10 protein-coding genes are annotated in these 13779 nt (G+C 50.7%); 4 read left to right on the forward strand and 6 right to left on the reverse strand.

The genetic code is table 11. The features are described from left to right. Positions 1-25 precede the first annotated feature (25 nt). On the forward strand, positions 26-1642 hold the full coding sequence (locus IP582_RS11920) for an ABC transporter substrate-binding protein (RefSeq protein ID WP_193796077.1): 1617 nt from the start codon (positions 26-28) through the stop codon (positions 1640-1642). Positions 1643-1846: 204 nt separating this feature from the next. Continuing rightward, a complete protein-coding gene (locus tag IP582_RS11925; protein ID WP_039076991.1) occupies positions 1847-2035 on the forward strand; it encodes a YdiH family protein in 189 nt (62 codons plus the stop codon). Between the two features lie 55 nt (positions 2036-2090). Here IP582_RS11925 and IP582_RS11930 read toward each other — a convergent pair whose 3' ends face one another. After that, the gene (locus IP582_RS11930) at positions 2091-3311 is read right to left on the reverse strand and encodes a sensor domain-containing diguanylate cyclase (protein WP_193796078.1); all 1221 of its coding nucleotides are present in this window, start codon (positions 3309-3311) and stop codon (positions 2091-2093) included. A 143-nt stretch (positions 3312-3454) separates the two neighbouring features. Beyond that, entirely contained in the window at positions 3455-4822 is a 1368-nt protein-coding gene (locus tag IP582_RS11935) for a diguanylate cyclase domain-containing protein (RefSeq protein ID WP_228007979.1), read from the reverse strand. 456 nt (positions 4823-5278) lie between these two features. On the opposite strand from IP582_RS11935, the gene IP582_RS11940 reads away from it, so the two are divergent. Together IP582_RS11940 and zntB are read left to right on the forward strand one after the other, a co-directional pair. Further along, positions 5279-6451, forward strand: a complete 1173-nt coding sequence (locus IP582_RS11940; RefSeq protein WP_193796258.1) for a methyl-accepting chemotaxis protein — start codon at positions 5279-5281, stop codon at positions 6449-6451. A gap of 159 nt (positions 6452-6610) precedes the next feature. After that, positions 6611-7594, forward strand: a complete 984-nt coding sequence (gene zntB / locus IP582_RS11945) for a zinc transporter ZntB (protein ID WP_039076965.1) — start codon at positions 6611-6613, stop codon at positions 7592-7594. A 457-nt stretch (positions 7595-8051) separates the two neighbouring features. Here the strand turns inward: zntB and ttcA are convergent, their stop codons facing one another. The 4 genes from ttcA to nifJ form a co-directional block, all read right to left on the reverse strand. After that, a complete protein-coding gene (gene ttcA, locus IP582_RS11950) occupies positions 8052-8987 on the reverse strand; it encodes a tRNA 2-thiocytidine(32) synthetase TtcA (RefSeq protein WP_193796079.1) in 936 nt (311 codons plus the stop codon). Between the two features lie 144 nt (positions 8988-9131). Beyond that, a complete protein-coding gene (locus IP582_RS11955; protein WP_139153700.1) occupies positions 9132-9227 on the reverse strand; it encodes a YoaK family small membrane protein in 96 nt (31 codons plus the stop codon). A 483-nt stretch (positions 9228-9710) separates the two neighbouring features. After that, positions 9711-9923: a KTSC domain-containing protein gene (locus tag IP582_RS11960; RefSeq protein WP_193796080.1), complete on the reverse strand. Its 213-nt coding sequence runs from the start codon at positions 9921-9923 to the stop codon at positions 9711-9713. Between the two features lie 123 nt (positions 9924-10046). Continuing rightward, complete coding sequence (nifJ, locus tag IP582_RS11965; RefSeq protein ID WP_193796081.1) at positions 10047-13571, reverse strand: pyruvate:ferredoxin (flavodoxin) oxidoreductase; 3525 nt, start codon at positions 13569-13571, stop codon at positions 10047-10049. Positions 13572-13779: the final 208 nt, after the last annotated feature.

Raw genomic sequence — 13779 nt, forward strand, 5'->3', positions numbered from 1 at the left:
GCTTCAAAACATAAAAGGGGATCTCATGAAGCATCCTGTCTCGTTGCTCAGTTGTGCGCTTTTACTCTGTGGTTTTTCCTCATCGCCCTGGGCTGCGGATGTTCCGCAGGGCACGGTGCTGGCTCAGAAACAGGAGTTGGTTCGCCATATTAAAGACGAACCCGCATCGCTTGACCCGGCGAAGGCGGTAGGGCTGCCGGAGATTCAGGTCATTCGCGATCTGTACGAAGGCCTGGTCAATCAGAATGAGAAAGGCGACATCATCCCTGGCGTGGCCACCAAATGGCAGACCAGCGATAACCGCGTCTGGACATTCTCCCTGCGTAATGATGCGAAATGGTCCGACGGCACGCCGGTCACCGCACAAGATTTTGTTTATAGCTGGCAGCGCCTGGTCGATCCGAAAACAACGTCACCTTTTGCCTGGTTTGCGGCGCTTGCAGGAATCACCCACGCGCAGGATATCGTTGATGGCAAGGCGACGCCGGATAAACTTGGCGTGACGGCGGTCGATGCCCATACGTTGCGGGTGCAACTCGATAAGCCGTTGCCATGGTTTGCGAACCTGGCTGCGAATTTCGCGTTTTACCCGGTGCAGAAAGCCAATGTTGAAAGCGGCCCTGACTGGACGCGTCCAGGCAACCTGGTCGGCAATGGCGCTTACGTGCTGGAAAACCGGGTGGTGAATGAGAAAATTGAACTCAAACCGAATACCCATTACTGGGATAACCGTAAAACCGTCATTCAGAAAGTGACATTTGTGCCGATCAATCAGGAAACGGCGGCGACAAATCGCTATCTTGCCGGGGGAATTGATATCACAGAGTCCTTCCCGAAAAATCAGTACCAGAAATTGCTCAAGGAGATTCCCGGCCAGGTTTACACCCCACCGCAGCTCGGTACCTATTACTATGCCCTTAATACGCAAAAAGGGCCGACAGCCGATCCGCGCGTACGTCTGGCGCTGAGTATGACCGTAGACCGCCGCGTGATGGCTGAGAAGGTGCTGGGAACCGGGGAAAAGCCGGCCTGGCGATTCACACCGGATGTTACCGCAGGCTTTAAACCACAGCCTTCGGCGCTGGAAAAGATGAGCCAGGCGGAGCTCAATGCCCAGGCGAAAACCCTACTCCAGGCCGCGGGTTATGGCCCACAACGTCCGCTGGAATTGACGTTATTGTATAACACCTCCGAAACGCATCAGAAAATCGCGATTGCGGTGGCATCGATGTGGAAAAAGAATCTGGGCATTGATGTCAAACTGCAAAACCAGGAGTGGAAAACGTATATCGATAGCCGTAATACCGGCAACTTTGATGTTATCCGCGCCTCATGGGTGGGGGATTACAATGAACCGTCTACTTTTCTGTCGCTGTTGACATCTCCCCATAGTGGCAACATCGCGCGTTTTAACGATCCGGCATATGACAAGGTCATGAATCAGGCTGCGCAGGAGACACAGGCCGAAGCCCGCAATGCGGATTACAACACGGCTGAGAAGATCATCGCGGAAAAAGCACCCATCATTCCTATCTATCAATACACCAATGGTCGCCTGATTAAGCCATGGCTTAAAGGCTATCCCATCACTAACCCGGAAGATGTGGCGTATACACGCACAATGTATTTGATTAAGCACTGAGTTTTCTGACGGGTATAACGTTTTTCGACATCTCCGCTGGCGCTTATGCAGCGCCAGCGCCGCATTTTCCCCGTTTACCCATAGGCTGGTGCCTGCCATCGAAAGAATGTGAAGCGTGGAGACGAACGCGCATACGACTTTGGTCAAAAAATGGTCGAAATAATGTGTTATAGTGATTATGTTTTAACCACACATGAGGATTATATGCACACCGAATTAGACCCCACTCAGTTGGCAATTGAATATCTCCGTCGCGATAAAAGCGGATTGACGCCTGCGGAATACCTTAAGAAATTAAAACAACTCAGGCTGGAATTCGCGGATTTGCTGACGCTCTCGCATAGCGAGCTCAAAGAAGAGATCGATTTTGCCTGGCGGATGGGCATCCACTAAATAACGCCCATCGTTGAAAAGCGCCCTCGCAAGGGCGCATTTTTTTGTCACGAATTCAGGCTGCCAGCACCTTATTACGCCCACTGTTTTTTGCACGGTACAGCGCTTCATCCACACGCTTAAACAGATCATCCAGCGATTCTCCCGCCAGATGACGAGCCACGCCAATACTTACAGTACATCCCGGAAGTTGGGGAATATTGATACTGGCGACGGCCTGACGTAACTGTTCAGCGATGCTAACAGCGATTTCCTCTGTCGTATGGGGCAACAGCAACAGAAACTCTTCGCCGCCCCAGCGGAAAACATAATCCCCGCGTCGGCAATGTTGCTCAAGCGTGCGGGATAGTTGTATCAGGACTTCATCGCCTTTCTGATGCCCGTATTGATCATTGATGCGTTTAAAGTGGTCGGTATCGACCAGCAACAGGCTGAAATCGAACGCGGTCGGCATAATCTGTTCAGTCAGATGGTAGAACTGTCGGCGATTGAGCAAACCGGTGAGTAAATCGCGGTGCGCGGCATATTCCAGTTCCTGCTCAAGGCGTTTCTGCTCAGTGATATCGTGAATAATGCATAGCATCAGTCGGTCATTATAGATTTCAACCGGGCCAGCATAGGTCTGAACATGGCGGGTTGAGCCATCAGCCAGCTTGTGTACAAAATTGAGCGGCTTATGGCCGCCAGGCAGATGGGCGATTTCAGCCATCACTGGCAAAATACCACGTCCGAGGGTGTTGATCTCCCAGGTGTGCTTTTGGCACATCTCATCGTACGAGTACCCGTAAAAACGCAGTGCAGCGAGATTGGCATCAACGATCAGGCCATCTCTGGCGGGATCGATAAGCAGGATAGGTGCGGAGTTGGTATAGAAAAAACGGGCATAAAAGCCTTGTTTGCGATGGCGGTATGTTGTTGAGCGGCTGGCTTTAACTCTGGCGGATGTTCCCGAGGATAATCCTTCAAAAAATATCACTTCACCTATCCCACTGATTTCGCGCAGGGAGGCTTTACAACTTAAACTCACCTCTTCGCCATCAATGTGAACAGTCCAGACTTCAATAATATTGTGTTGATTCCTGAGACCCGGCAGGTACATGGCCAGGCTGTGATGTGCATATGCCGAATATGTACCGGTTCGCAATTCCCGTACTGAACGCTCAGCGGTCAATTTCTTCGCCACTGCGTTGGTGAAGAGCAATTCTTCTGTCTCAGGTGAAATCACCCAAACGGGTGTTGTCAACAGGTTTAGCGCATCCAGGCGATCTGTAAGCATGGATTTATCCCCTTATCGTGCGCGTCGCTTTAGTCTTTGTAACTTATCGAATAATAGCGTTTTCGGCAGTTTTATTATCAGACTTGAGGAAAATCTAACGCAAAAAAATGTGAATTGATATGTATCGTTGCAATAAGCAAACTTTACTTTTGGTTGATTGATATATCAGAGAGGAAAAAAGGAGTGTTTGCCGCATTGTGAGTTATTGCCGGATGCCAGACTTCCCAGCCATTACGCCCATTTTGTTTGACGCGATACATCGCGGCGTCCGCTTTAAATTTCAGATCCTGAACGGTGTCACCGTGCAGGGGATAAAAACTGATGCCAACACTTAATGACACGTTTATCACATGCCCTTGTTCATAAAATGGAAAATGAATAGTGTCTACCAGTCTTTTTGCCAGTATGGTGATTTCCTCATCTATACAATCAGGTACCAGCAAAATAAACTCATCGCCCCCAAGGCGCGCCAGCGTCATTTTTGCATTGACGCAGGTCGAAAGTCTTACGGCGACGGACTTCAATAATAAATCGCCAACGTGGTGTCCAAAGGCATCATTGACCTGCTTAAAACGGTCAAGATCCATAAACAATACGGCAAATCGCTGCCGCTGGGCTGCTGCGCTGGCAAGGCAAGCATCCAGTAAAATATCGAATTGGATTCGATTTGCCAGGTTGGTCAGTGGGTCGAAATGGGCCTGCATCTCCAGTTGATGGTTTAACTGACGCAGGCTCTCTGTGAGTCGCGAGGTGCGGATCTGGGAGTCAATGAGTGAAATAAACAGCATTATTCCCAGTACAATCAGCGTGGAAGTCGAGACCCAAATTGAAAGACCGGCTTCGCTCACGCTGGTATGTGTAGAGTAATAGGCAGTACTGCGAACAATAATTCCAGCGCTGTCTTTACCATTGCTAAACTCAACGGCGCTCATCGCCACATAATGCATGGCGCATATCGTGATACCGAGAACGAGACCAGCGAAAACCCGATAGATAAATGCGCCGTGATGGTTGACCTGGCGAACAAAGGCAAGCCATAGCGAAAAACCGGAGGCAAAGAAAGCAATGGTTACAGAGAGGATGAGACGCGGCGTGTTCCAGTAGAGAGTGACGTAATCGGTGAGGGCGGCCATACCGAGAGCATGCATTCCCACTATGCCCAGACACAATAAACAGGTCGCCAGTATAAGACGTTTAAAGGGCAGTATCTCTTCGCTGACAACAACGTTGATAGCCAGTGTTGCGGCAATTAAGGCAACAACGAAGGAAGCAATGGTTAACACTAAGTCGTAATGCATCACGATCGGCATGCGCATTGCCAGCATACCAACAAAATGCATTGACCAGATTCCCATGCCTAGTGTCGCACCGCCACAGAGTCGCCAGAACAGCGCGCCGCGAACGGTGGATGAAAAAATTTTGCTGGCGCTATCCAATGCCACAAATGAGGCAATGAACGCCACAACAAAAGAAATACCGATAAGTATGGGGTCCCACGATACATAAAGCATTATGCATTTCACGCCCGCTGAAAAGGAAAGAGTTAATTCTAATTTTTATTCTAGCAGCTAACCTGGTGAATTTATGTTGTTGGAAATATTTATTATTTATACTGCTATTTAAGCTGAATTAAAAGTAAATTATTATTATCGGCATTCATATGAGTAACTTTAGGGTTATGAATCATTTTAGCATGGCTTAAATATAATTTAAGCGGCGTAATGGATTAAATTATTGAGATGTAGAGCCGCTTTTTGCATGGCGGGTTGCCTCCTGACATGACAAGTTATTTAGATGTCTTAACTTTAAAATTTGCAGCATCTCTGTGTTTTTGGATTTTAATGCCACTCTTAAGTTAAATTTCAGCGAAGGTAAGCTAAACATGTCTTACGATCAAATTCGGGATGAAAAAGTTATTTTCGAATGCTATAAGAATATTATCCCTCGTGAAGTATTGTTGGTGCCGCATGCTTAAAAATATTAGTGTAAGAAGCTTTATATTATCATTCCTGATTACCTCTTTTTTCATTATCGATATTTTAGTGATCGCCATCTCAAAAAATATGGCCTTATTTACAGCAATTAGCGTGGTTTCGGTAGCAACATTGGGTTTGCTTTGGCTGTATATGACGTATTATTTAGTCTCGCCAATTAATACGGTGAAGAAAAGTATCGAAGAAGTGACCGCCGGCAACCTGTCGATTACGATCCCCGAATTTGGTAACAATTGCGCCGGACGGTTAATTCCAGGCATTAATAGCCTTTCTGCAAGTATCGCAACGCTGGTTAATGAAATTCGTCTCTCTTCACAGAACGCAATGGATCTCTCCGATCAACTGGCATCGCGAAGCGGCGAGCTGTCGGTTAAAACTGAGGAGCAATCTGCGGCACTGGTGCAGACAGCGGCCAGTATGGAGCAGATAGCCAGTAGTACCCAAAATAATGCCGAAAACACGCGGCTTGCCAGTACCCGGGCGAACGATGCCAGTGCGAGTGCGCGTAAAGGTGGCGACTTGATGGGGCAGGTGGCGAAAAATATGCAGTCCATTACTGACTGCGCGGGCCAAATGGCAGATATCATCTCTCTTATTGATGGCATTGCTTTTCAGACAAATATTCTCGCGCTGAACGCTGCTGTGGAAGCCGCAAGAGCGGGGGATCACGGTAAAGGCTTCTCTGTTGTAGCAGGAGAAGTCAGAGGCCTGGCGCACCGCAGCGCCGAAGCGGCCAAAAATATTAAGTCGCTGATTGCCGTCACCACGGAAAACGTCACGCAAGGGGCGGCAGTCGTCAACCAGGCCGAACAAAATATGCATGAAATTGTCGCCGGTGCGAGTGTGGTCAGCAAGTTAATGGGTGAAATTGCTGTATCGACCCTGGAGCAAGAAAAAGGCATTTCGCAGATTACACTGGCGTTGTCTGAGCTGGAAAAAGTGACACAGAGTAATGTCACCATGGTTGAAGAACTGGCAGGTTCTTCTGACATTCTGAAAAACCGGGTTATCGAACTGCAGGCTCGTACCTCTAAGTTCCGTCTGGCGGACAACCAGGTAAAAGACATCGGCCCCGTTACGACACCCTCAAGCGTTCCTTTCGAAAATCGTAGAAATCGTCAGGTAAGCCCTGCTATTGGTAACTAGGAAAATTACTGGCATTCGTTCTAATTTTCAGGTCATCCCGCCTCTGGCCCGCTCATGCGGGCTTTTTTTTTAATATTTGTAACGAATTCAGCATGATGGTTGCTTAACGGGCGCAGAGAGCTAGACTGACAACAGCACTTATGTTGAAGGGGAGGCGCTGTGGAAGCGATCAAAGGAACGGATGTTGATATTCCGGATGCGGTTTTCGCCTGGCGTCTGGATGGAAAGGGCGGAGTCAAACCGCTGGAACCTGATGATGTGATTGATGCACAGCATCCTTGCTGGCTGCATCTGAATTATACCAATCAGGAGAGCGCGCAATGGCTCGCATCAACGCCGCAGTTACCTAATAGCGTGCGTAACGCGCTGGCCGGTGAAAGCCTGCGTCCACGTGTCAGTCGCGTAGGGGAAGGTACGCTTATCACGCTGCGCTGCATTAACGGCAGCACAGACGAGCGCCCGGACCAGTTGGTTGCCGTGCGCGTTTATATGGATGAACGGATGATTATCTCAACGCGTCAGCGTAAGGTGCTGGCGCTGGATGATGTCGTGAGCGACCTGGAGGAAGGGACCGGGCCGACGGACTGCGGCGGCTGGCTGGTGGATGTTTGTGATGCATTGACCGACCATGCCAGCGAGTTTATTGAAGAGCTACACGATAAGATTATCGACCTTGAAGACAATTTACTTGATCAGGAGATTCCCCCCAGAGGTTTCCTTGCATTACTGCGTAAACAGTTGATTGTGATGCGTCGCTATATGGCGCCACAGCGAGATGTTTTTGCCCGTCTGGCCAGCGAGCGGCTGCCGTGGATGACCGACGATCAGCGTCGTCGTATGCAAGATATTGCAGACCGACTGGGGCGGGGACTTGATGAGATTGATGCCTGTATCGCGCGCACGGCGGTGATGACGGATGAAATCACGCAGGTGATGCAGGAGTCGTTAGCGCGCAGAACTTACACCATGTCGTTGATGGCAATGGTCTTCCTGCCCAGCACCTTTTTGACCGGGTTGTTCGGTGTCAATTTAGGCGGAATACCCGGCGGCGGTTGGCGATTTGGCTTCGCACTTTTCTGCATTATGTTGGTCATCCTGATAGGGGGTGTTACCTGGTGGTTGCATCGTAGTAAATGGCTGTAAAATTTCACTTTTTTAACAAAAATTGAACATAAAAACGCCGTTTACTTTGAGCGATATCAATAAATGCTCTACGCAACCAGTGCAATATTGCACTCGCAGGTGAATGCAACGTCAAGCGATGGGCGTTGCGCTCCATATTGTCTTACTTCCTTTTTTGAATTACTGCATAGCACAATTGATTCGTACGACGCCGACTTAAAAGAGTCGGCTTTTTTTTGCCTCTCAGTTTGTCCGGTCTACCCTTAAAGGATGGCAATGCGAAGAAGGAGGCAAAAATGCATACATTAACCCCACTGCAGATGAGCGACCCACTTCCAACAGATCCGGTTCCAGTGCCTGACCCTATACCAAAGCCGCAGCCCATTCCCGACCCGCCGTTCGACCCGGACCCTCGGCCCATTGTCGATCCACCGCCGCACAGATAGAAAAAAGCCCTCTGTGGTAGAGGGCTGATGGCTTACTTGATTTCAAGTATATCGAGGCGACTGGCAGCGAAATCGCCGTCGTCTTCATCAGGCTGCCAGCCCGCTGGCCGTAAAGGGATTTCTTCGCGGTCAAAGGCGAGGTCGCCACCGTCCACTACCGCAGAACCGTGATGAATAGATTTGAAATCAAACAGGGTGGTATCGCTCAGATGCGAAGGCACTACGTTTTGCATCGCACTGAACATCGTCTCAATACGCCCAGGATAACGTTTATCCCAGTCGCGCAGCATATCGGCAATAACCTGACGTTGCAGGTTCGGTTGTGAACCGCACAGGTTGCAGGGAATGATAGGGAATGCTTTTGCTGCGGCAAAACGCTCGATATCTTTTTCGCGGCAGTAAGCGAGCGGGCGAATCACGATATGTTTGCCATCATCGCTCATCAGCTTTGGCGGCATGCCTTTCATTTTGCCGCCATAGAACATGTTCAGGAACAGCGTTTGCAAAATGTCGTCACGGTGATGACCCAGCGCGATCTTAGTGGCACCCAGCTCAGTGGCCGTACGGTACAAAATGCCGCGACGCAGGCGTGAGCAGAGCGAACAGGTGGTTTTCCCTTCCGGAATTTTCTCTTTTACGATCCCGTAGGTGTTCTCTTCGACGATCTTATATTCGACACCCTGCTGGTCCAGGTAAGCTGGCAGAATGTGCTCCGGAAAGCCCGGCTGTTTCTGATCGAGGTTGACCGCCACAAGGCTGAAATTGATCGGCGCGCTTTGTTGCAGATTGCGCAGAATTTCCAGCATGGTATAGCTGTCTTTACCGCCGGAGAGACAGACCATGATGCGGTCGCCTTCTTCAATCATATTAAAGTCGGCAATCGCCTCGCCCACATTACGGCGCAGACGTTTTTGCAGCTTGTTCAGATTGTATTGTTCTTTTTTGGTAATTTCTTGATTTTGCGACATGAAAAAAAGGCTCAATTCAGGTGTTCAACGTCAATCAGGCATGCCTGACCAACAGATATGGGCGCTAAAGCGAGATTGTAGCAATGCTTGACGGCGAATACAGGATTTTTATCGCGGAGACGATGGCAGGAATGAATGCCGCTATTAGCCCGGCGTAGCGTAGCCACCGATAATAAACCAACTGAGAAATGCGACAGCGACGATAAATACGATGATGGGGAAAGCAATACCCAGTCTCATAACTGTTCTCTAATGCCAGAGGTGAAAAAGCAGAAGAGCACATTACCCAAACCGGATCGGCTCTGCAAATGTTATAACGCGAAAAATGACTATTGCTTAACGGCTCTCACCAGAATGATCATTGTTAGCACTTATTGAGGCGTTTAGCGGTAAGAGAAAAGGGCATTGCCGTTACGTTGAGGGAACATAATGGCGGACAAAGACAAGTATTCAGGATCTGCGGTTAGTCAGCACAAGGCTGAACTTCTTCCATTGGTTTTCGCGTTGACGCTGCAGGCTCCAGTGAATCTGCATCGTGCGGCGAGTTCTGCTTAATTTCATTCAATCGTTCTCAATGGCTAAGGAGTCGTCAGACCAATGTTCAGGTCTGAACATGAGTATGGCTCATTTATTTGACAGTTTTATATCAGCGGCGTCTGTTATGGCAGGATTTTCAGACAATGCGCCACTTTTTTGCGCGTACTGTGAGGTTTTACCTGTCTTTCAGGCCACTTTCTTTTCCGGAAATTTGCCTTTCACTACGCCATCGTAATAGCGGCCTTTCGATACAACCGTCAGAAATACTGTGAAAATTCTTTCGGGCACGCCGTGGTACTGCCAGGTGCTTTTATCGTGAAAACGGACTTCCAGCGTGTTTGTGCGTTCGTCATAGCCAATGGACGCAATACGGGAGGATTTTACGGGATGGTGTCGCATGCTGGGTGTCCTTTACAACTCGGCGCGGGGAAGGTTTATCATCCACCAGATGCGCCGTCTGTTGCAAGACGCGCAGAAATAAAAAGCCTGCAAATATGCAGGCTTTTTGCTCTACTTATCTTGTTATTCCGTCGAGCTTTTTTCCGATTTTCCTGCCATTTGGGCGAGGAAGTCATAGCGTTTTTGCAGATCGGCGGCGGCATCTTTCCAGAGCTGTTCTGCCACCTCTGGTTGCTGGGCGTTAAGCCGCCTGAAGCGTTGCTCATTGAGCAGCGTTTCGGCCAGCGCATCAGACGGTGGACGGGAATCGAGCGCCAGCGGCAATTTGCCTTCATCCGCACGGCGTGGGTCGAAGCGATACAGTGGCCAGAAGCCGGTTGCCGTAAGTTGACGCATCTGATCATGGCTTAATGCCAGATCATAGCCATGTTCCTCACAGGGACTATAGGCAATGATCAACGACGGTCCAGGGTAGGCTTCCGCCTCCTGAATCGCTTTTACCGTCTGGTTGAGCTGCGCGCCAAGTGAAATCTGCGCCACATAAACATGGCCGTACATCATCATGCTGACGCCAAGATCCTTGCGAGCCTTACGCTTGCCATGTTCACCAAACTTGGTGACCGCACCAAGCGGCGTGGCTTTGGATGCCTGACCGCCGGTGTTGGAATAACATTGCGTATCGAGCACCAGGATATTGACGTTCTCGGTGAGGCTGAGCACATGGTCCAGACCACCAAAGCCAATGTCATAGGCCCAGCCGTCGCCGCCAATCAGCCAGATCGATTTCTCGACCAGCGCATCAGCATCGGTTAACAGCTCTTTGGCTTCCTCGACACCGGCCAGTGCCTGACGCAGCGAGGCAACCTGTTCACGACGCTCTTCCGGTGTCGCATCGGCATGCAGCGCATCGTTAAGTTCGCCTGGAATATGCGCGGCGAACTGTTCCAGCAGGCGCATCACGCGTTTGCGGTGCTGATCGACTGTCAGGCGGAAGCCCAGACCAAACTCGGCGTTATCCTCAAACAGGGAGTTCGCCCATGCCGGGCCACGTCCTGCCGCATCGGTGGTATACGGCGTGGAAGGTAAGTTACCGCCATAAATCGACGAACACCCGGTGGCGTTAGCTATCAGCATGCGATCGCCATACAGTTGGGTTAACAGCTTGATATACGGCGTTTCGCCGCAGCCGGAACAGGCGCCGGAGTATTCAAACAGCGGGCTGATAAGCTGCGAGGTACGAATATCGATACGTTCCAGTTTGCTGCGGTCAATTTCCGGCAGATTGAGGAAGTAGTCGAAATTCACTTTCTCTTCTTCAACGTGCTCCAGACGCGACATCATATTGATGGCTTTGATTTCCGGGTTTTGACGATCTTTGGCCGGGCAGACTTCCACGCACAGGTTACACCCGGTGCAATCCTCTGGCGCCACCTGCAACACGTACTTCTGTCCACGCATATCACGGGATTTCACATCCAGTGAATGCAGACTTGTCGGAGCCTGTTCCATCGCTTCGGGTGAAACCACTTTGGCGCGAATGGCTGAATGTGGGCAGGCCGCAACGCAGTGGTTACATTGCGTACAGAGCTCCTCTTTCCAGACAGGGATCTCTTCGGCGATGTTGCGTTTCTCCCAGCGAGTGGTGCCCATCGGCCATGTACCGTCTGGCGGCAGCGCAGAGACGGGCAGGGCGTCACCCAGGCCTGCCAGCATGGCGGCCGTAACGGTTTTAACGAAATCGGGGGCGGCATCGGAGACTACGGGCGGGCGGGGCGCGCTGGCTGGATTCACCTGTTGTAGCGGAACCTCGAACAGCGATTCGCGCGCCATTGCCAGCGCCTGCCAGTTGCGCTCAACCAGTTCCTGACCTTTGCTGCTGTAACTTTTGGCAATGGCCCCTTGCAACTCCGCCAGCGCGCTGTCGCCTGGCAGGATGCGGGTCAGATGGAAGAAGGCCATCTGCATTACCGTGTTGATACGTGCGGCCAGGCCACATTCGCGGGCAATTTTCGCAGCGTTAATGACGTAGAAATGGGCTTGCTTCTGGTTCAGCACGGCCTGAACTTCCTGCGGCAGTCGATCCCACACTTCGTCGGCACTGTACGGGGTGTTGAGCAGGAAAATGCCGCCAGGTTTCAGGCGCTCTGCCATCTGATATTTATCAATAAACTGCAATTGATGGCAGCCAACGAAATCCGCCTGCGAGACCAGATAGGCTGAGCGAATCGGGTGCTCACTGACGCGCAGGTGCGAAACTGTCAGGCCGCCCGCTTTTTTGGAGTCGTAAACAAAATACCCCTGTGCATACCACGGCGTTGAATTACCAATAATCTTGATGTTGTTCTTGGTGGCCGAAACACTCCCGTCACTGCCAAGTCCATAAAACAGGGCTTCCAGTCGGGATTTTGATGGCAACGTGTTTTCCGGCAATGGCAGCGACAGGTTTGTCACGTCATCATAAATGCCGACGGTAAAACGCGGTTTAGGTTTGCTGGCGCGCAGTTCATTGAAGACGGCCAGTACGCAATCAGGACCGAATTCTTTGGATGATAATCCGTAGCGTCCACCGATAACGCGGGGCAGGGTTTCACGTTCACCGCTATTAAAGGCTTCTGCGAGCGCGGTCATCACATCCAGATAGAGAGGTTCAGCCAGCGCACCTGGCTCTTTTGTGCGATCGAGTACGGCTATAGTTTTTGCCGATTCCGGTAAGACGGCAAGCAGATGCTGCGCGCTGAACGGACGGAACAGGCGCACTTTCAGTACACCGACTTTCTCACCGCAAGTAAGCAGTTCGTCGACGACTTCTTCACAGGTACCAATTGCCGAACCCATCAGGATAATGACGCGCTCAGCCTGAGGATGACCGTAATACTCAAACGGCTTGTACTGGCGTCCAGTGGCGGCGGCAAACGCTTCCATTGCCTGCTCAACGTGATCATAGACGGCGTTGTACCAGGGGTTAGTCGCTTCACGTGACTGGAAATAGGTATCCGGGTTGGCGGAGGTACCGCGAATGACGGGGTGTTCAGGATTGAGCGCACGGGAACGGTGGGCATCAATCTCGTCCTGTGGCATCAGGGCGCGGATCGTATCGTCAGAGAGCGGTACAATCTTGTTAATTTCGTGCGAGGTACGAAAGCCATCAAAGAAATGAATAAACGGCACACGGCTTTTGAGCGTCGCGATATGTGAGATCAGCGCAAAGTCCTGCGCCTCCTGCACACTCCCCGCACAGAGCATCGCGCAGCCAGTCTGACGGACAGCCATCACATCGGAATGATCGCCGAATATAGAGAGCGCATGGGTAGCAACCGTACGGGCCGCCACGTGCAAAACGAACGGCGTGAGCTGACCGGCGAGTTTATACAGCGTCGGGATCATCAGTAACAGACCCTGCGACGAGGTAAAGGAGGTAGAAAGCGCGCCCGTTTGCAATGCACCGTGTACCGCAGCAATGGCCCCGGCTTCTGATTGCATCTCCACAACGCGTGGCGTATCACCCCAAACGTTATTTAGTCCATTCCCGGCCCAGGCATCAGCCTGCTCAGCCATGGTTGAACTGGGGGTAATAGGATAGATGGCGATAACTTCACTGGTGCGGAACGCCACCGAAGCGACCGCGCCATTACCGTCAATAGTGATCATATGGAAACTCTCATTGCTTAAATGTCAGTTTTAAAGCGGCTTTATGCTTGCATCGCGACTCTGTGGTGCACCAGCAGAGCAGTTACAAGCATTTTTTTATTAAATAGATTTATCACGTTCGTTCTGGCGTATGTTCGTTTCGCTTTCAGGGTTATGACTCGCAGTCCGTTTTCTTTCCATACCTGCCGCCGCCCTTCATCATGCTTTC

This window comes from Citrobacter sp. BDA59-3, assembly GCF_015167655.1.
GTDB classification, from domain to species: domain Bacteria; phylum Pseudomonadota; class Gammaproteobacteria; order Enterobacterales; family Enterobacteriaceae; genus Phytobacter; species Phytobacter diazotrophicus.

Excerpts from the sequence above, each read along its gene's own strand:
- IP582_RS11930 (WP_193796078.1), bottom strand. The coding sequence starts at position 3,311 with ATGCTTACAGATCGCCTGGATGCGCTAAACCTGTTGACAACACCCGTT.
- nifJ (WP_193796081.1), bottom strand. The coding sequence starts at position 13,571 with ATGATCACTATTGACGGTAATGGCGCGGTCGCTTCGGTGGCGTTCCGC.
- ttcA (WP_193796079.1), bottom strand. The coding sequence starts at position 8,987 with ATGTCGCAAAATCAAGAAATTACCAAAAAAGAACAATACAATCTGAAC.
- IP582_RS11955 (WP_139153700.1), bottom strand. The coding sequence starts at position 9,227 with ATGAGACTGGGTATTGCTTTCCCCATCATCGTATTTATCGTCGCTGTC.
- IP582_RS11920 (WP_193796077.1), top strand. The coding sequence starts at position 26 with ATGAAGCATCCTGTCTCGTTGCTCAGTTGTGCGCTTTTACTCTGTGGT.
- IP582_RS11940 (WP_193796258.1), top strand. The coding sequence starts at position 5,279 with ATGCTTAAAAATATTAGTGTAAGAAGCTTTATATTATCATTCCTGATT.
- IP582_RS11960 (WP_193796080.1), bottom strand. The coding sequence starts at position 9,923 with ATGCGACACCATCCCGTAAAATCCTCCCGTATTGCGTCCATTGGCTAT.
- IP582_RS11925 (WP_039076991.1), top strand. The coding sequence starts at position 1,847 with ATGCACACCGAATTAGACCCCACTCAGTTGGCAATTGAATATCTCCGT.
- IP582_RS11935 (WP_228007979.1), bottom strand. The coding sequence starts at position 4,822 with ATGCTTTATGTATCGTGGGACCCCATACTTATCGGTATTTCTTTTGTT.